This window comes from Pseudomonas sp. TE21435 (genome assembly GCF_056279265.1).
Genome location: NZ_JBWBQZ010000001.1, coordinates 5,753,215 through 5,769,981, shown reverse-complemented (window position 1 = coordinate 5,769,981; position 16,767 = coordinate 5,753,215). Strand labels below are relative to the sequence as shown.

Here is a 16,767-nt window from a genome sequence, read left to right as displayed (position 1 = left end):
GGACGCTTCGCGCCCTTTTCGCCGGCAAGCCGGCTCCCACAGATGGCAATGGGCTCTGCAGCCCTTGCGCTCAGAGCTCGAACCCGAGCATCACCGCGCACACCACCAGAAACACACAGAACATCGAGCGCAGTACCTTTTCCGGCAACGCATGGGCCAGCTTCACCCCCCAGCTGATGCTCAGCAACCCACCCACCGCCAACGGCACCCCGATGCTCCAGTCCACGCTCTGGTGCAGGCCGTAGGTCAGCAGGGTCACCGCGGTGCTCGGCGCCGCCAATGCCAGCGACAACCCCTGGGCCACCACCTGGGTGGTGCCGAACACGGAGGTCAATATCGGCGTGGCCACCACCGCGCCACCCACGCCGAACAGCCCGCCCATGGTTCCGGCAAAGCTGCCCAGCACGCCCAGCCATGGCCAGGGATAGCGCAGCTGGTTGCTCGGCGGCTTCACCGGCAGGAACATGCGCGCCACGTTCCACAACGCCAGGGCCACCAGGAAACCGACGAAATACAGGCGCATCGACTGGGCATCGATGCCCACTGCCCAGATCGACCCCAGCCAGGCGAACAAAAAGCTGCACAACGACAGCGGCACGGCATGGCGCAACTCGATGCGGTTGCGCTGGTGATAGCGCCACAACGCAAGCAGCACGTTGGGCACCACCATCACCAGGGCGGTGCCCTGGGCCAGTTGCTGGTCAAGGCCGAACAGCACCCCCAGCGCCGGGATCGCGATCAACCCGCCACCAATACCGAAGAGGCCACCCACAGTGCCCAGGGCGGCACCCAACACGATATACATCAACCACTCGATCATCCGGGCCTCATCCGCCTGTTTTCAGAGAATGCCGGCATGCTACCCAGTCACGGCTGGCGGGGAAACGCACAGCAGCGCACAATGGCTTTGCGTAATCCGCAAAAGCAGAGCCATCATGAGCCCCGATATCCTCACCGAACAACTGAGCCTGTTCCTCGATGTGCTGGAGACCGGCAGCTTCTCCGCCGCCGCCCGTCGCCATCCGCTCACGCCTTCGGCCGTGGCCAGGCGCATCGACAGCCTGGAAAACGCGGTGGGCAGCCGGCTGTTCTCGCGCAGCACCCATGCGGTGCGCGCCACGCCGGCCGGCAATGCGTTCGCCGAACGGGCCCGGCGCATCATCGAGGAACTGCGCCTGGCCCGGGCCGAGGCGGTATCCCTGAGCAACGCCCCCGAAGGGCTGATCCGCATCGACGCCCCGGCCGCTTTCGGCCGGCGTCACCTCGCTCCGGCCATCGCTGACTTCCTGGTCGCCTACCCCGGGCTCGACGTGCAACTGCGCCTGATCGACAGTTTCGTTGACCTGCACGGCAGCCACCTGGGCGAAGTCGACCTGGTGCTGCGCGCGGGGCCCCTGGCCGACACGCGCCTGGTGGCCACGCCACTGGCCTATATGGTGCGGATCGCCTGCGCCAGCCCGGCGTACCTGGCCAATCGCGGCGTTCCGGCCTGCCCCAGCGAGCTGCCTGGGCATGACGGCCTCGACTGGGACGGCCTGGCACCGCCGTTCGCCTGGCGCTTCGAGGTCGGTGGCCAGACCCGCCTGTACCGCCCGACGCGCATGCGCATGGCCGCCAACAATGCCGAGACGCTGCTGTTCGGTGCCTTGGCCGGGCTGGGCATCGCCCACCTGCCGACCTGGCTGGTCAGCGACTACCTGCTGCGCGGCGAACTGCTCCCCCTGTTCTGCGACAACGGCCTGCCGGCCCCCGAAACCAGCGGGATTTATGCACTGCGCCTTGAACATGAAACGAACTCTCGCAGCCGCTTGCTGCTCGAATTCCTCAAGAGCCGTTTCAGCCCGGTGCCGCCCTGGGACCTGGCGCTGAGAAGCGAGCTGCGCTGGCAATGAGCGCACCAAGCTTTGGCGTGCTAGATTTTATTACTCACCGATTCCAAGGACCTGCATGAACGCCGACACCCAAGCCCCCTGCGACGCGCTGCTGCTGGACAACCAGGTCTGCTTTGCCCTGCACTCGACCTCGTTGCTGATGACCAAGGTCTACAAGCCTTTGCTGCAGGCCCTGGGCCTGACCTACCCGCAGTACCTGGCCATGCTCGTGCTGTGGGAGCAGGACGGCCTGACCGTGGGCGAGATCAGCCAGCGCCTGCTCACCGACCCCGGCTCCCTGACCCCGCTGCTCAAGCGCCTGGAAAGCGAAGGCCTGCTCAAGCGCAGCCGCAGCCGCGAGGACGAACGGGTGGTGCTGGTGCAACTGACCGACAAGGGCCGCGCCCTGCAGGCCGAAGCCCAGCGCGTGCCGCAATGCATCCTGCAGGCCAGCGGCCACAGCGCCGAGCAGTTGCGCAAGCTGCAAGCCGACCTGCTCACCCTGCGCGCGCAGCTGCAAGAAAACCTCTGACGTCTATGCTGTGAGAGGGCTGTTCAGATGAATGGTCGAATATTTAACTTGCGCACTAAATAATTGCGCACTAAATTAAGCCCATACCCACTCAGCGCCGACGGCGCACAGCACCCAAGCGAGGCTCAAGATGCAAAAGGTCACTCCGCTGTACATCGCAGAAGCCACTTCCACCGGTGGTCGTGATGGCAAATCCCGCTCCAGCGACGGCAAGCTGGAAGTCAAGCTGAGCACCCCGAAAGAGCTGGGCGGCGCCGGAGGTGAAGGCACCAACCCCGAACAGATGTTCGCTGCGGGTTACTCGGCCTGCTTCATCGGCGCGCTGAAGTTCGTCGCCGGCCAGGAGAAAAAAGCCCTGCCAGCGGACGCCTCGATCACCGCCAAGGTCGGCATCGGCCAGATCCCTGACGGTTTCGGCCTGGACATCGACCTGCACATCAACCTGCCTGGCCTGGCCCAGGCCGACGCCGAAGGGCTGGTGGAGAAGGCGCACAAGGTCTGCCCGTACTCCAACGCCACCCGCGGCAATGTGGATGTGCGCCTGCATGTGACGGTGTGAATGCCATCGCGGGGCGAGCCGACTTGCCCCGCGATGAAGGCGACACGGTTTCACGAGCACAAAAAAACCCGGCCAAGGCCGGGTTTTTCGTGCTCATCGCAAGAAGGATTACTTCTTGGAACGGCCCTTGAAGCTGTTGTCGCGAGTGTCGATGTCGATCCACTCGTCGATCTGGATGAAGTCGGCAACCTGGATCTCGGTACCGTTCTTCAGCTTGGCAGGCTTCATGACCTTGCCCGAGGTGTCGCCACGTGCGGCGTTCTCGGTGTAGACAACCTGGCGGCTGATGGTGGTCGGCAGTTCTACCGATACCAGGCGGCCTTCGAAGAAGACGGCTTCGCAGATGTCTTCCATGCCTTCTTCGATGTACGGCAGAACGGCGTCGATGTCTTCGGCGTTCAGTTCGTACATGGTGTAGTCGGTGGTGTCCATGAAGGTGTACGAGTCACCGCTGATGAACGACAGGGTCGCTTCTTTGCGATCCAGGATCACGTCGTCCAGCTTGTCGTCCGCACCGTATACGGTTTCGGTCTTGTAGCCGGTCAGCAGGTTCTTCAGCTTGGTCTTCATGATCGCGCTGTTACGGCCCGACTTGGTGAACTCAGCTTTCTGAACCAGCCACGGGTCGTTGTCGATCCGCAGTACGGTACCGGGTTTCAGTTCTTTACCAGTTTTCATTACGAAGTATCCGAATCTGGATGGATTTATAAAAATCGAGGCCGCGTATCATAGCGAATTTCGGTAAAACTGTACCAGCCTCGTGGCAAGGTCCGGCCGAGCGGCCTGCGTGGCCTGCCACTGGCGGGCATGTTCGCGCACTTCCTCCCAGTGTGGCTGCAGCGCCTGCCAGGCCTGCCCCATCGGGCGGTCCATGTTCCAGGCCCGCCACAGCTCGCTAAGCGCCTGCCCGGCGGCGGCCGACAACCCATGGCAATAAAGGGCGAGGAATGCTTCGAGCTTTTCCCAATGGGCGTTCTCTTCCTGGATGTAGATGTGCCACAGCATCGGCACCCCAGCCCATTGCGCCCGCACGAACGAGTCCTCGCCGCGCACGGCGTTGAAATCGCAGCTCCACAGCAGCCGGTCGTAGTCGTCCTGGCTGACAAAAGGCAGCACCTGGACCGTCAAGGCGCCGCGCCGATGCAGCGCCCCCACGGCCAAGTCCGCCTCGCCCAGCCAGTGGCCGAGGTCGCCCAGAATGCGCCCCTGCGGTACCAGCAGGTGGCTGGGGTGCGCGCCTTCGGCCAGTACGTCGAGCCAGTTGCCCAACTGTGGATTCTCGTAGGCGAACAGCGAGATCAGACGCGCCCCGGCCTCGGGGTGGACGCCCAGCCCTGCCAGGAACCTCGCCCGCTCGTCAGGCGCCTGGCGGAACGCCTGGCAACGGGGCAGCAAGGCCGCTTCGCGCAGCAGGCCACCGGTCTTCTCGGTGAAACCCGGGAAGAAAAAGAACTTGCGCAACCCATTGGCCTGGGGCGACGGCAAGCCATGGCAGCCATCCACCCAGTCTTCGGCACTGAGGTAGTCCAGGTTCAGCCACAAGGGCGGCGTGGCCTGCTCGCCCATGGCCTCGACATAAGCCTGCGGTAGCTGGCAGGCGAAGGCGCCCACCACAACCTGCGCCGGCTCCGCGCCTTGCCACGTGGCCGGCCAGTGGCGTACCTCGACGCCCTGCCGCCACTGCTGCTCGGCTTGGCTGTCGGCCTCTGGGCACAGGCGCACGAAGGCTTGCAGGTCATCCACCCACAGGCGCACGGCCAGGTCATGCTCGCTCGCCAGCTGGCGCGCCAGGCGCCAGGTGACGCCGATGTCGCCATAGTTGTCGACGACCGTGCAGAAGATGTCCCAGGTGGTTTTCATCGCCACGTTCCGTTACCTGCGGAAAAAAGACCGCGGATTTTGCTGAAAAATGCCGGCCAACAAAAGCGCGGCACTGAAAATACCTGCCGCGGCATGCGAGAATGGCGCCCTCGCCCCGCCTGCCAGGAGGCCATCATGCCCCGCCCCCGTGAATTGAAGATCACCCTGAAACCGGTGCAACTGGTGCTGTGCGTCGCCCTCGGCCTGTGGCTCGGCGCAGTAGCGATCGCCGTGAGCCTGTGGCTGGCCCTGCACCTGTGGCCACAGCAGGTGCAACCGCTGGTCGAGGCCACCGCCCCCGCGCAGGTCCTGCATGCGCCAACCGCTCCTCCAGCGCCACCGGCCGATGCCCAGGCGCAGATGTTCGAACATTACAAAGACATCCTGCACAAGCAGGAATTGCAGCAGGCCGCCGAGGCCGCCCAGGGCAACCCGCGCAACCTGAGCAGCCCCAAATGCCAGTTCTGGCTGCAGCAGAACCGCACCGCGCCGACCGACAAGAGCCAGGCCAACGTGCTGGAGTTCTGCTACTGACCATGGACAAGGCCACCCTGCTGCAGCGCATCGTCACCACCCTCGAGCACGACATGGAGGTGCTGCGCCGCGCCGCCCAGACCGCCTACGAGGCAGCCACCGCCGAAGAGAATATCGCCGAGAACAAATACGACACCCTTGGGCTCGAGGCCTCGTACCTGGCCACCGGGCAGGCTCGACGCACCGCCGAGATCCGCCAGGCGCTGCAGACCTATCAGCAACTGGTGCCACGCGACTATGACCCGGCGCGGGGGATCCAGGTCGGCTGCCTGGTGACCCTGGAGGACGAACAGGGGCAGCGTCGCAGGCTGTTCCTCGGGCCCGAAGGCGCCGGCTTGAAGATTGGTGAGGGAGAGGCGCTGGTGACGGTGATCACACCTCGCGCACCGCTAGGCCAGCAGCTGGTCGGCAAGCGCGTGGATGACGAAGTACGCCTGGTGCTGGCTGGGGTGGCCCAGGTGCAGTTCATCATCGATATCGCCTGACCGGGCGTTATTGCTGCAAGGCATCGAAGCGCTGTGCCAGCCCCTGCTCGGCAAACTGCTCCACCACGAAATCGATGAAGGCGCGGGTCTTGCCCGGCAACAGTTTGCGCTCGGCGTAGTACAAGCTGATGTGCCCATCGTCGACGTACCAGTCCGGCAGCACCCGGCACAGCCGGCCTGAGGCCAGGTAAGGCAAGGCGAACGGCAGGCTGACCAGGGCGATGCCCAGGCCCTGCTCGGCCACCGCGCAGGCAGCGTCCGAATCGCTCATGGTCAGGCGCTGGGGCAGCTGCAGCGGCTGTTGCTCCTGCCAGCGGCTGGTCAGCGGCCAGCTGCGCACCCTGCCGGTCTGCGGCGAGCGGATGAGGATGCCGGCGCAAGCCTGCAACTGCTCCGGCCGGTCGATCGGCCCGTGCTGACGCACATAGCCCGGCGAGGCCACCAGCACCCGGTGCGCAGGCGTCAGCTTGCGTGCCACCACCCCAGGCGGCAGCTCGAAACCACCACCGAGGGCGGCGTCGAAACCCTGGCCGATCAGGTCGACCTGGCGGTTGTCGAAATGCCAGTCCGCCGTCACCGCCGGATAGCGGGCCAGGAACTCGCCCAGCAACGGCAACACGTACAGGCGCCCGAACACCGTACCCATGCTGACCCGCAGCACGCCCGAGGGGTGGCCTTCGCAGTTGGCCAGATTGGCCACGGCATACTGGATGGTGCGAAAACTCTCGCTCACCTCGGCCAGAAAACGCTGCCCGGCCTCGGTCAGGGTCAGTTTGCGCGTGCTGCGCAGGAACAGGCGCACACCAAGCCGCGCCTCCAGCTGGGCGACGTTCTTGCCGACCGCCGCGGGGGTGAGCGAAAGGCGCCTGGCCGCTTCGGCAAAGCTGCCGACTTCGGCGCTGCGGATGAAGCATTCCAGGCTGCTGAAGGATTCCATCGCGGCCATTGCCAACTCCTGGTTTATTCTGACTAGCGTGATTGCCATCTTATCAATAGGTAATCGAGCGTCGATACTGTGTCCATCCAAGGCATCCGGCCTTGCTTGAACGCAGGAGATCAGCATGTCCCAAGCACTTCCCCTCACCGGCAAGGTGGCCCTCGTCCAGGGCGGCTCCCGCGGTATCGGCGCGGCCATAGTCCGCCGCCTGGCCCGCGACGGCGCCAAGGTCGCCTTCACCTATGTCAGCTCGAGCGCCAGCGCCGAGGCCTTGGCGGGTGAGATCAACAGCGGCGGCGGCCAAGCCCTGGCCCTGCGCGCCGACAGCGCCGACATCCAGGCCGTGCAGCAGGCCGTGTCCGACACCGCGAAAGCCTTCGGGGGCCTGGATATCCTGGTCAACAACGCTGGCGTGCTGGCGGTGGCGCCGGTCGCCGAGTTCGACCTGGCCGACTTCGACCGGCTGCTGGCGGTCAATGTGCGCAGCGTGTTCGTGGCCACCCAGGCGGCGGTGAAGTACATGGGCCAGGGTGGGCGGGTCATCAACATCGGCAGTACCAACGCCGAGCGCATGCCGTTCGCCGGTGGCGCGCCCTATGCCATGAGCAAGTCGGCGCTGGTCGGCCTGACCAAGGGCCTGGCCCGGGACCTGGGGCCGCAGGGGATCACCGTCAACAATGTGCAGCCTGGGCCGGTGGACACCGACATGAACCCGGCCAGTGGCGAGTTCGCCGAGAGCCTGATCCCGCTGATGGCTATCGGGCGCTATGGCCAGGCGGACGAGATCGCCAGCTTCGTGGCCTATCTGGCGGGGCCTGAGGCCGGCTACATCACAGGGGCGAGCTTGCTGGCCGATGGTGGGTTTGCGGCCTGATTCGTAATTGCCTGTTTCGGCCTCATCGCCGACAAGCCGGCTCCCACAGGTACGGCGCCGCTTTCAAGAACCGCGCCGCACCTGTAGGAGCCGGCTTGCCGACGATGGGTTATCCACCGTTCGCCAGCAGCTGTTCTTCGAGTACGTCCAGAAATGCCCGCGCCGCCGGCGTGGGGCTGGGCGACCACACCGCGTACAGGTGCCGCACCGGCGCATCCACCAGCGGCACCCTGGCGACATCCTTGAAGCCCCGAGCGATACGCTCGGGGACCAGGCCCACGGCCATGCTCCGCTGCACGAACTTCTCCACCAGGCGGATATGGCCTATCTCGAACTGCACCCGATGTCGCAACCCTGCCGCCTGGAACGCCTCGTCGGTCTGCCGACGCGCCCCGGTGCCCTCGGGAAAGTCCACCAGCACCTCGTCGGCCAGCTCGGCCAGGGCCAGCTGAGCCCTGCCCGCCAGCCGATGGCCAGGCGGCAGCACTGCCACCAACTCCTCCCGCGCCAGCAGGCGATGCTGCACGCCATGCAGCGCCTCGCCCTGCCACAGGCCGATGAAGCCCACGTCCAGGCGCCGCTCGCAGACGTCCGACACAAGCAACTCGCTCTTGGCGGTCAACCAGCGCACGTCCACATCAGGGTAGCGCTCATGGAACACCGCCAGCAGATCGACCAGGTCCAGCGCGGTGAGCGAGCTGATCTCGCCGATCGACAAACGTCCACGCACCTGCCCGCAGGCGGCGGCAACGTCCTCGGCCACCCGCCGCGCCGCCGCCACCGCCGGCCGGGCACTGAGCACGAAGGCCTCGCCGGCCGGGGTCAGGCGCACCCGCCGCGAACTGCGCTCGAACAGGCTTACCCCCAACTGTGCCTCCAGCCGTGCCACCTGATGGCTGAGGGCCGATTGCACCACGTGGCAGCGCTCGGCGGCGCGGGTAAAACTGCCGGTGTCGGCCACGGCCAAGGCGTATTCGAGCTGCTTCAGGTTCATAGATCTATCTGTTTTCAAGATTGATAAGTTGATAACTATACATTGGCGTCATGAAGGACACTTCCTGATACTTGTCGCCACACAACCTTGCCTGCAACGAGACTGCCCATGAATTCCCCGACCCTCGGTCGCGCCCTCATCCTGCTAATGGCCACCGCCACCGGCCTGGCTGTGGCCAGCAACTACTACGCCCAGCCCCTGCTGCACAGCATCGCCGAGCAGTTCGGCCTGAGTACCGCCAGCGCCGGCACCATCGTCATCGCCGCCCAGCTCAGCTACGGCGCCGGGCTGCTGCTGCTCGCGCCACTGGGCGATCTGTTCGAGCAACGACGGCTGATCGTCACCATGGTGCTGATCGCCACCGCCGGGCTGGTGATCAGCGCCTGCGCGCCAAGCCTGCCGTGGCTGTTGTTCGGCACGGCGCTGACCGGACTGTTCTCGGTAGTAGCCCAGGTGCTGGTACCCATGGCCGCCGCGCTCAGTGCGCCGGATCAACGCGGCCGCGCCGTGGGCACGCTGATGAGCGGCCTGTTGCTGGGCATCCTGCTGGCGCGCACCGCCGCCGGCTTCATGGCCGAGCTGGGCGGCTGGCGCAGCATCTACGTGCTGGCCGCGGTGTTGATGGCCATCAGTGCCCTCGCCCTGTACCGCAGCCTGCCGCAACACCACAGCCACGCCGGTTTGAAATACCCGGCGCTGATCGGCTCGGTGTTCCGCCTGTTCGTCGAAGAACCGGTGCTGCGCCTGCGCTCGCTGCTGGGCTTGCTGGCGTTCAGCCTGTTCGCGCTGTTCTGGACACCGCTGGCATTCCTGTTGAGCGAGGCGCCCTACCATTACTCCGACGCGGTGATCGGCCTGTTCGGCCTGGCCGGGGCGATCGGCGCACTGGCGGCGAACTGGGCCGGACGCCTGGCCGACCGCGGCAAAGGCTCGCTGGGCACCACCGTGGGGCTGGTGGCGCTATTGCTGTCGTGGGTGCCGCTGGGGTTTGCACAGAGCTCGCTGATGGCATTGCTGGTGGGCGTGCTGTTGCTCGACCTGGCGGTGCAACTGGTGCACGTGAGCAACCAGAACGCGGTGATCGTGCTGCGCCCCGAGGCGCGCACGCGGCTCAATGCCGGTTATATCACCTGCTACTTCATCGGCGGAGCGCTGGGGTCGCTGCTGGGCACGCAGCTGTTCGAGGTGCATGGCTGGGATGGGATCGTGGTTGCCGGCCTGGTGATCGGTGCGCTGGCGCTGCTGGTGTGGGGGCTGGCTGAGCGCAGGCGTGGGAAGGCAGTGGTGCCAGCCTGAAAGTATTTTGCTGACAACACCGGCCTCATCGCCGGCAAGCCGGCTCCCACAGGGTATCGCGCAACATTTGTGGGAGCCGGCTTGCCGGCGATGAGGCCCGCGCAGAAGTCAGGGCTTGCCTTCGATGAACGCTTCGTCCACCCGCGCCAGTTGCGTCTCGCTCAACACCCCCGCCTGGTAATGCAGCTTGATCCACGCCAGCAGGTAGTCGTAGCGCGCCTGGGCCAGGTCGCGGCGGGTGGTGGCCAGTTGCTGTTCGGCGTTGAGCACATCCAGGTTCACCCGTTCGCCACCTTGCACGCTCTTGCGTGTGGACACCACCAGCGCCTCGGCCGCCACCAGCGCCCGCTCGTAGGCACGCAACTGGCTGGCGCCGGACTGGCAGGCGTTGTACTGCTTGCGCAGCTCGATCAAGGCGCTGCGGGTATTGCCGTCGAGCTCGTACTCGGCCTGCTCCAGGTGCCGGCTGGCCTGGCGGGTCGAAGCCAGCACTCCGCCGCCGGCGAAGATCGGCACGCTGACTTCGATGCCCACGGTGTTGGTGTCGTAGCGCTGGTTGTAGGTGTTGCCGCTGTCCGACTCCTGGCGCCGCGAGGTGGCGAACGCGGTGACCTTGGGCAGGTGCCCGGCACGATTGCGCTCGACTTCGTAGCGCGCCACTTCCAGGGCCTGGCGCGATGACGCCAGTTGCGGGTTGTTGGCCAGGGCCCGCTCCTGCCAGGCCTCGTAGCCGCTGGGGTCGACCACTGGCAGGGCGAAGCCCAGCCGCAGCGGCGCCAGGTCCTCGACCCGCACCGCCGGCTCGCCAATCAGCGCGCCCAGTTCGCGCAGCGCGGCATCCTGTTCGTTACGCGCCTTGATTTCCTCGGCATCGGCCAACTCGTAGCGGGCCTGGGCTTCGAGAATATCGGTGCGCGTGCCTTCGCCTGCGTCGAACAGCCGCTGGTTCTGCTGGAACTGCTGGCGGTAGGCCTGCTTGCTGGCGACGCTGATGGCAATCTGGTCCTGGGCGAACAGCGCCTGGGTGTAGCTGGTCATCACCCGCACCAGCAGTTGCTGGCTCTGGTCGCGGAAGCTCTCGTCGGCGAACAGGGCCTGGGCCACGCCCTTGCGATAGCTCGAATAGGCTTCATAGTCGAACAGCGGCTGCTGGGAGGATGAAGGTCGAGCCCATGCTGTTGTAGGTGCGGTCTTCCTTTTGCCGGCGTGAATCGCCGAGGTAGCGCACCTCGGAATCGTTGCGGCCCTTGTTGTAGCTGTACGACAGGCTGGGCAGCAGGCCGGCGCGGCCGATGGCGCGGTATTCCTGGCCGGCCTCGCGGGCCTTGAACGCCGCGAGGTAGGTCGGGTCGCGGCGCAGGGCCTGCTCGTATACCTGGAACGGCCCCATGGCGGCCTGGGCGGCGGTCGGCAGCCAGGCGCAGGCCAGCAGCAGCCCGATCAGTGGGAACTTCTTCACTGGCGGTCCTTATTGTTCGGTCAAGGCGGTGCCTGCACGGTCGAGCAGGGGTTTGAACAGGTAGTTGAGCAGCGAGCGCTCGCCGGTACGCACGAACAGCTCGGCGGGCATGCCCGGGCGGATCGCCAGCCCCTCGAGACGCGCCAGCGCTTCTTCGCTGACGGTGCTGCGCAGCACGTAGTACGGCTGGCCGCTGCGCTCGTCGATCAGCTGGTCGGCCGACACCAGCGCCACCTCCCCGGTCACCCGCGGCGTGCGGTTCTGGTTGAAGGCGGTGAACAGGATGTCCACCGGCAACTGCGGTGCCACCTTGTCCACCAGGTTCACCGGCAGGCGCCCTTCCACTTCCAGCGCGGTGCCCTGGGGCACGATTTCCAGCAGGGTATCGCCGGCCCGCACCACGGCGCCTTCGGTGTGCACGCCAAGGTTTACCGCGATGCCGTCGGCCGGCGCGGTGATCTCGCTGTGCTGCAGTTCAAAGTGCGCGGAGTTGAGCTGCTGCTCCAGGGTCGCGGCCTTGACCTGGGCTTCCGCCAGCTGGCTGCGCACCTCTTTCTGGTACTCCTCGCGGCGCTGCTGCAAGTTGAGCCGGGCTTCGACGATCACCTGCTCCAGGCGCGCGCTTTCGCCGGCATTCTGCGCCAGGTCGCGCTGCACCTGCGACAGCTGGCGCTGGTATTCCAACACGCGGTTGCGCGGGATATAGCCGTCGCCGGCCAGCGGGCGCAGGCTGTCGAGCTGCTCGCGCAACGAGTCGGCCTGGGCCTGCAGGTCGCCGCGCGCCCGGCGCATGCCGGTCAGCTGGGCCTGGGAGCCGTCGATGCTGGCGGCCAGGGCGCCCTGCTCGCGGGCCTGGGCCTGACGACGGCTGTCGAACAGCTGGCGCTGGCCTTCGAGGATCAGCGCCAGGCGAGCGTCGGCGTCTTCGAGCAGCTCCGTGGGAAACTGCACCTGGCCGAGGTTGTCGCGCTCGCTCTGCCAGCGCGCCAGGGCGGCGCGGGTCATGCGGTACTGGGCCTGCAGCGCATCGACGTCGGCCTGCACCTGGGTGCGGTCGAGGCGGAACAGCGGCTCGCCCTGGCGCACCAGCTGGCCTTCGCTGACCAGGATGCGGCTGACCACGCCCGCGCCCATGGACTGCACCGCCTTGCGCTTGCCCGACACCACCACGGTACCTTGCACCGGCACGCCCTGATCGAGCGGGGCGAGGCTGGCCCAGGCCATGAAACCGCCGAAACCGACCAGGGTCAGCCACCACCCCAGGCGGACATGGAAACGGGCATCACGGGTGTGCTGGCTCATGCGCCACCTCCGGCTTGCAGGGGTCGTTGCGCCGGGGCCTGGCCCATGGCGTGGAGGATATCGCGAGCCGGGCCGAAGCCCTGCATGCGCCCTTCGTTCATCACCAGCAGCTTGTCGGCCTGGGCCAACGCCGCGCTGCGGTGGGTCACCAGCACCACGGTGCGGCCCTGGGCCTTGAGCTGGACGATGGCGTTGGCCAGGGCGGCCTCGCCGTGGCTGTCGAGGTTGGAGTTGGGTTCGTCGAGCACGATCAGCCGGGCATCGCCGTACAGGGCGCGGGCCAGGGCAATGCGCTGCTTCTGGCCGCCGGAGAGGTCCACCCCCTCCTCGCCCAGGCGCGTGTCGTAGCCCTGGGGCAGGCGCAGGATCAGGTCATGCACGCCCGCCAGGCGAGCCGCCTCGACCACCTTGATGCCGTCCAGCTCGCCAAAGCGGGCGATGTTCTCGGCGATGCTGCCGCGCAGCAACTCGATGTTCTGCGGCAGATAGCCGATGTGCGGGCCCAACGCGTCGCGGTCCCATTGGCTGAGCTCGGCGCCATCGAGGCGGACATGGCCGCCGAGGGTCGGCCAGACGCCGACCAGCACCTTGGCCAGGGTCGACTTGCCCGACCCAGAAGCCCCCAGCACGCCGAGCAGTTCACCCGGCGCCAGGGCGAAGTTCACCTGTTGCAGGGTGGCCAGGTTACGCCCGGGCGGGCCGGCGCTGACCTGCTCCACCGCCAGTTGCCCGGTGGGCACCGGCAAGGGCATCGGCGTCGGCGGCTCTGGGTGTTCGCGCAGCAGCCCGTCCAGGCGTTGGTAGGCCAGCTGCGCGCCGCTCCATTGCTTCCACACCGCGATCAACTGGTCGATCGGCGCCAGCACCCGGCCCATGAGGATGGAGCCGGCGATCATCATGCCCGGGGTCATCTGCCCCTCGATCACCAGCAGCGCGCCCAGCCCCAGTACCAGCGATTGCAGGCACAGGCGCAGGCCCTTGCTGGTGGCGGTGATCACCGCCGAGGTGTCGCTGGCCTTGTTCTGCAGATCGAGAAAACGCCCGTGCAAGCTGTACCAACGCTGACGCAGGGCACCGAGCATGCCCATGGCCTGGATGCTTTCGGCGCTTTGCAGCTGGCTGCCAGCCAGCAGTGTCGATTGCTGCTGGATGCCACTGGCCTCGGCCAGGGTGGCGTGGGTGAGGCGCTCGTTGAGGATGGCAAGGGCAATCAACAGCAGCGCGCCGACCGTCGCCATCACGCCCAGCCAGACGTTGAAGGCGAAGATCACCGCCAGGTAGATGGGGAACCAGGGCGCATCGAAGAAGGCGAACAGCGCGGGGCCGGTGATGAACTGACGCAGTTGGGTGAGGTCGCCCAGGGCCTGGCCAGCGGCACCGTCACGCTGGCGCAGATTGCGTTCGAAGGCGGCGCGGTAGACCTTCATATTGAACGTCTTTTCCAACTGGTTGCCGACCCTAATGACAATGAAACTGCGTACGGCTTCAAGCCCGCCGATATAAACGAAGAAGCCGACCACCATCAGCGTCAGCACCCACAAAGTTGTCGTGCTCTGCGAACTCAGTACACGGTCGTACACTTGAAGCATATATATCGACGGCACCAGCATGAGCAAGTTGATCAATGCCGTGAAACAGCCGACGCTGATCAAGGTCGACTTATGTTCGCCGAGTGCCGCCCACAAAGGCGCCCCGGGCTTTTTGCTCGGTAGTTTCATGTTTCGCCCTTGCTTGCCTGAAACTTTGAAGTTTCAGGCCGGGGTTATTTGTCCAGGCGCTTGAGCACCAGTTGCGTACCGTCCGGCCGGGTCCAGGCGTAACGCCTGGCGCCCTCGCGGCTGAAGTGCACCACGCTGCTGCCGTCGCCGCCCACCAGGGCCAGGGTGTCGGGGGTTACCAGCCAGCTGCCGGGGCGCAGGCCCAGCAGGTCCCTGGCGCAATCCAGCTCGCCTTCGATTTCGCCTTCGTTGGCGCCCAGGTGCAGGTTGCAGGTTTGCGCCTGCGGCTGTTCGGAGTAAAGCGTCCAATCACCGGCCATTTGCGCGGCGTTGGGGAGTAACAGGCTGCTCGCCATACCTACCTCGGTCATCGACATCAGGGCAATCGCGGCCAGCGCGATCGTTCGCAAGGTTGCTTTCATTCGTCTGCCTCGCCGACAAAAGGGCGACGCGCGAGCGCCGCCCCCTGGTACATCAGACCACGATGTCGGTGACAGCGGCCTGGCCAACGGTGGTCACCAGGAAATCAGCCGAGGCGTTTCCGGTGAAGTCGATGGACAGGCTGCCCAGGTTGGTGGCCTGGTCGTAGGTCAGCAGCGCCTCGCCGGCATGGCCGGTGAAGGCATTGACGAACTGCAGCGGCAGCTTGTTCACGGCGAACGCGGAGATGGCCGACAGGTCGATCTTGTCCACGCCCGAGGTGAAGTCCATGATGCGGTCCGGCGCCGCCTTGGTCGAGTCGCTGACGGCGGCGAACACGAAGGTGTCCGCGCCACTGCCGCCCCACAGCTGGTCGGCGCCGCCGCCGCCGTAGATGATGTCGTTGCCGGCACCACCCTTGAGCACGTTGGCCAGCGCATTGCCGATCAGCAGGTCGTTGCCCGAGCCGCCGAAGGCGTTTTCGATGGTCACGCCCTTGGCGATGGATACGTTGCCGACCATGCCGCCGACATCGGAGAACGACGCTTCGTTGAGGTTGATCTTCTGGTTCTGGGTGAAGCCAGAGAAGTCGAAGGTGTCGTTGCCGCCACCGTCCCACACCGAGAACACCAGCTTCGACGAGGCCGAGGTGGCCGAGTAGAAGTCGCGATCAGCGGTGGAGTTGAAGCCGTAGGTGGTGTCGCTGGCGCGGGTGGCATAGTTGGCGCCGTAGAGCTTCTGGATCGCCAGGATGTCATCCATCAACGGAGCCGAGGCGTAGTACTGCCCGCCGCCCTTGATGAAGTTCTGCCCGTTGTTGCTTTCGCTCCAGTAGCTCATGACGCTGTAGCCACGGGTATCCTGGGCGTAGTCGGCGTCACGGTAGGTCGGGTTGCCCTCGCCGGCGTTGTAGTCGCCAGGGTGGGACAGGCCGAGCACGTGGCCGATCTCGTGGGTCAGGGTCTGGCGCCCGTAGTTGCCGGTGCCCGGGGTGATGTTGACCTGGTAGCCACTGTTGATCAGGTACCAGGACTCGCCCTTGTGCGAACCCGGGCCGTCGAACGGCAGGTAGGCAAATGCCGCGCCGCCGTTGCTGGCGCTGAAGTTACCGAAGGTCATGTGACCGTCGCCGCCCGATCCTGCCTCGGTGAAGGTGACCTTGGCCACGTCCGACCAGGACTGCATGGAGAGCTTGGCCTGTTGTTTCTGCAGGTCGCTGAACTGGCTGAACGAGCCCAGTCCGCGGCTGTAGAAGTCAGACGGTGCCTTGGTCAGGAAGGTGTAGGTGAGGCTGATCGTGCCGTCCTTGTTCAGGTCCTTCCAGGCTGCGCCATCACGCAGGAGGTGGTCGGCGGCCTGGTCGACCGTGAAGGACTTCTTGCCATTGATGTTCGCGCCGCCGCGATCGTACTGGTGGGCAAAGCTATCGATCAGGCCGAAGGACGAACTTGGTCCCTTCGGCTGCAATGCGGAAACGGCCGAAACAATAGCGCTTTCTTTGACTTTCGACATGCAGGTTACTTCCTTGTTTACAAAAAAGCAGTTGATGTCAGACAGGATTTCCCACCTGGCGAGAACTTCCTGTCACTCGCCTTTATGAGGCGCAAAAAAACTGACACACATTGAAACTTAATGTCCAGCGTTTTTTGGCGTCATTTTTTCGTTTTCGAAAACTCAACTGCATCGCACTTATTTGCGCAAACTGCGATGGATCAATGGCGGCAGCTGCAAGCATTAGTTCCAATCATGCCCCCAAGGCTTTATAGACGACGATTCGAAGTTTACTTTCGAAAATGCGACTTGTGCCTGTGGTTTGCCATCAACGCTTCGTTTAGGCGCTTTACTACGCGACAACCTGCCGCACGACCCTCCGTCGCCTCGGCGTTGACTTGCCAGCGTGCGGAGCGCTCAGTAGGCGTTGGTCAA

General features: G+C 65.5%; 18 protein-coding genes. 7 read left to right on the top strand and 11 right to left on the bottom strand.

Annotated features, from left to right (window positions below; translation table 11 throughout):
• Positions 1-70: 70 nt before the first annotated feature.
• Positions 71-820 (bottom strand): sulfite exporter TauE/SafE family protein, encoded by a 750-nt coding sequence (locus ACZ9C1_RS26240; protein ID WP_258701055.1) that lies wholly within the window; start codon positions 818-820, stop codon positions 71-73.
• 115 nt (positions 821-935) lie between these two features.
• Between ACZ9C1_RS26240 and ACZ9C1_RS26235 the strand changes: the two genes are divergently transcribed.
• The 3 genes from ACZ9C1_RS26235 (at position 936) to ACZ9C1_RS26225 (ending at position 2,962) form a co-directional block, all read left to right on the top strand.
• Positions 936-1,892, top strand: a complete 957-nt coding sequence (locus ACZ9C1_RS26235) for a LysR family transcriptional regulator (protein WP_046856564.1) — start codon at positions 936-938, stop codon at positions 1,890-1,892.
• A 55-nt stretch (positions 1,893-1,947) separates the two neighbouring features.
• On the top strand, positions 1,948-2,403 hold the full coding sequence (locus ACZ9C1_RS26230; protein ID WP_102684218.1) for a MarR family winged helix-turn-helix transcriptional regulator: 456 nt from the start codon (positions 1,948-1,950) through the stop codon (positions 2,401-2,403).
• A gap of 130 nt (positions 2,404-2,533) precedes the next feature.
• Positions 2,534-2,962 carry an organic hydroperoxide resistance protein gene (locus ACZ9C1_RS26225; protein ID WP_476254545.1) on the top strand — a complete coding sequence of 143 codons (429 nt, stop codon included), beginning with the start codon at positions 2,534-2,536 and terminating at the stop codon, positions 2,960-2,962.
• A gap of 108 nt (positions 2,963-3,070) precedes the next feature.
• Here the strand turns inward: ACZ9C1_RS26225 and efp are convergent, their stop codons facing one another.
• Together efp and earP are read right to left on the bottom strand one after the other, a co-directional pair.
• Positions 3,071-3,640, bottom strand: a complete 570-nt coding sequence (efp, locus tag ACZ9C1_RS26220; protein WP_012271109.1) for an elongation factor P — start codon at positions 3,638-3,640, stop codon at positions 3,071-3,073.
• 48 nt (positions 3,641-3,688) lie between these two features.
• Positions 3,689-4,822: an elongation factor P maturation arginine rhamnosyltransferase EarP gene (earP, locus tag ACZ9C1_RS26215; protein WP_277503215.1), complete on the bottom strand. Its 1,134-nt coding sequence runs from the start codon at positions 4,820-4,822 to the stop codon at positions 3,689-3,691.
• 135 nt (positions 4,823-4,957) lie between these two features.
• Here earP and ACZ9C1_RS26210 point away from each other — a divergent pair, with 135 nt between their 5' ends.
• Both ACZ9C1_RS26210 and ACZ9C1_RS26205 read left to right on the top strand, forming a co-directional pair.
• Entirely contained in the window at positions 4,958-5,356 is a 399-nt protein-coding gene (locus ACZ9C1_RS26210) for a hypothetical protein (protein ID WP_277503214.1), read from the top strand.
• Positions 5,357-5,358: 2 nt separating this feature from the next.
• Entirely contained in the window at positions 5,359-5,841 is a 483-nt protein-coding gene (locus ACZ9C1_RS26205) for a GreA/GreB family elongation factor (RefSeq protein ID WP_102684215.1), read from the top strand.
• A 7-nt stretch (positions 5,842-5,848) separates the two neighbouring features.
• Here the strand turns inward: ACZ9C1_RS26205 and ACZ9C1_RS26200 are convergent, their stop codons facing one another.
• The gene (locus tag ACZ9C1_RS26200; protein ID WP_277505567.1) at positions 5,849-6,778 is read right to left on the bottom strand and encodes a LysR family transcriptional regulator; all 930 of its coding nucleotides are present in this window, start codon (positions 6,776-6,778) and stop codon (positions 5,849-5,851) included.
• 124 nt (positions 6,779-6,902) lie between these two features.
• Here ACZ9C1_RS26200 and ACZ9C1_RS26195 point away from each other — a divergent pair, with 124 nt between their 5' ends.
• Positions 6,903-7,652 (top strand): 3-oxoacyl-ACP reductase family protein, encoded by a 750-nt coding sequence (locus ACZ9C1_RS26195; protein ID WP_277503213.1) that lies wholly within the window; start codon positions 6,903-6,905, stop codon positions 7,650-7,652.
• 109 nt (positions 7,653-7,761) lie between these two features.
• Here ACZ9C1_RS26195 and ACZ9C1_RS26190 read toward each other — a convergent pair whose 3' ends face one another.
• A complete protein-coding gene (locus ACZ9C1_RS26190) occupies positions 7,762-8,646 on the bottom strand; it encodes a LysR family transcriptional regulator (RefSeq protein WP_277503212.1) in 885 nt (294 codons plus the stop codon).
• 108 nt (positions 8,647-8,754) lie between these two features.
• Here ACZ9C1_RS26190 and ACZ9C1_RS26185 point away from each other — a divergent pair, with 108 nt between their 5' ends.
• Positions 8,755-9,942: an MFS transporter gene (locus tag ACZ9C1_RS26185; RefSeq protein ID WP_476254544.1), complete on the top strand. Its 1,188-nt coding sequence runs from the start codon at positions 8,755-8,757 to the stop codon at positions 9,940-9,942.
• 108 nt (positions 9,943-10,050) lie between these two features.
• Here ACZ9C1_RS26185 and ACZ9C1_RS26180 read toward each other — a convergent pair whose 3' ends face one another.
• From ACZ9C1_RS26180 to ACZ9C1_RS26155, 6 genes are all read right to left on the bottom strand, one after another.
• Positions 10,051-11,154, bottom strand: a complete 1,104-nt coding sequence (locus ACZ9C1_RS26180; protein WP_476254598.1) for a TolC family outer membrane protein — start codon at positions 11,152-11,154, stop codon at positions 10,051-10,053.
• Entirely contained in the window at positions 11,072-11,401 is a 330-nt protein-coding gene (locus ACZ9C1_RS26175; RefSeq protein ID WP_476254543.1) for a hypothetical protein, read from the bottom strand. Before ACZ9C1_RS26175 ends, ACZ9C1_RS26180 begins: the two co-directional genes overlap by 83 nt.
• Positions 11,402-11,410: 9 nt before the next feature.
• Entirely contained in the window at positions 11,411-12,703 is a 1,293-nt protein-coding gene (locus tag ACZ9C1_RS26170) for an HlyD family type I secretion periplasmic adaptor subunit (protein ID WP_277503209.1), read from the bottom strand.
• Positions 12,700-14,421 carry a type I secretion system permease/ATPase gene (locus ACZ9C1_RS26165; RefSeq protein ID WP_110698140.1) on the bottom strand — a complete coding sequence of 574 codons (1,722 nt, stop codon included), beginning with the start codon at positions 14,419-14,421 and terminating at the stop codon, positions 12,700-12,702. The genes ACZ9C1_RS26170 and ACZ9C1_RS26165 overlap by 4 nt, the downstream gene beginning before the upstream one ends.
• A 44-nt stretch (positions 14,422-14,465) precedes the next feature.
• Positions 14,466-14,831, bottom strand: coding sequence for an AprI/Inh family metalloprotease inhibitor (locus ACZ9C1_RS26160; protein ID WP_256659321.1), 366 nt, complete (start codon positions 14,829-14,831; stop codon positions 14,466-14,468).
• Between the two features lie 64 nt (positions 14,832-14,895).
• Entirely contained in the window at positions 14,896-16,353 is a 1,458-nt protein-coding gene (locus ACZ9C1_RS26155; protein WP_102684208.1) for a serralysin family metalloprotease, read from the bottom strand.
• Positions 16,354-16,767: the final 414 nt, after the last annotated feature.

Coding starts and splice junctions, on each gene's coding strand:
- ACZ9C1_RS26240 (WP_258701055.1), bottom strand. CDS start 820: ATGATCGAGTGGTTGATGTATATCGTGTTGGGTGCCGCCCTGGGCACT.
- ACZ9C1_RS26235 (WP_046856564.1), top strand. CDS start 936: ATGAGCCCCGATATCCTCACCGAACAACTGAGCCTGTTCCTCGATGTG.
- ACZ9C1_RS26230 (WP_102684218.1), top strand. CDS start 1,948: ATGAACGCCGACACCCAAGCCCCCTGCGACGCGCTGCTGCTGGACAAC.
- ACZ9C1_RS26225 (WP_476254545.1), top strand. CDS start 2,534: ATGCAAAAGGTCACTCCGCTGTACATCGCAGAAGCCACTTCCACCGGT.
- efp (WP_012271109.1), bottom strand. CDS start 3,640: ATGAAAACTGGTAAAGAACTGAAACCCGGTACCGTACTGCGGATCGAC.
- earP (WP_277503215.1), bottom strand. CDS start 4,822: ATGAAAACCACCTGGGACATCTTCTGCACGGTCGTCGACAACTATGGC.
- ACZ9C1_RS26210 (WP_277503214.1), top strand. CDS start 4,958: ATGCCCCGCCCCCGTGAATTGAAGATCACCCTGAAACCGGTGCAACTG.
- ACZ9C1_RS26205 (WP_102684215.1), top strand. CDS start 5,359: ATGGACAAGGCCACCCTGCTGCAGCGCATCGTCACCACCCTCGAGCAC.
- ACZ9C1_RS26200 (WP_277505567.1), bottom strand. CDS start 6,778: ATGGAATCCTTCAGCAGCCTGGAATGCTTCATCCGCAGCGCCGAAGTC.
- ACZ9C1_RS26195 (WP_277503213.1), top strand. CDS start 6,903: ATGTCCCAAGCACTTCCCCTCACCGGCAAGGTGGCCCTCGTCCAGGGC.
- ACZ9C1_RS26190 (WP_277503212.1), bottom strand. CDS start 8,646: ATGAACCTGAAGCAGCTCGAATACGCCTTGGCCGTGGCCGACACCGGC.
- ACZ9C1_RS26185 (WP_476254544.1), top strand. CDS start 8,755: ATGAATTCCCCGACCCTCGGTCGCGCCCTCATCCTGCTAATGGCCACC.
- ACZ9C1_RS26170 (WP_277503209.1), bottom strand. CDS start 12,703: ATGAGCCAGCACACCCGTGATGCCCGTTTCCATGTCCGCCTGGGGTGG.
- ACZ9C1_RS26165 (WP_110698140.1), bottom strand. CDS start 14,421: ATGAAACTACCGAGCAAAAAGCCCGGGGCGCCTTTGTGGGCGGCACTC.
- ACZ9C1_RS26155 (WP_102684208.1), bottom strand. CDS start 16,353: ATGTCGAAAGTCAAAGAAAGCGCTATTGTTTCGGCCGTTTCCGCATTG.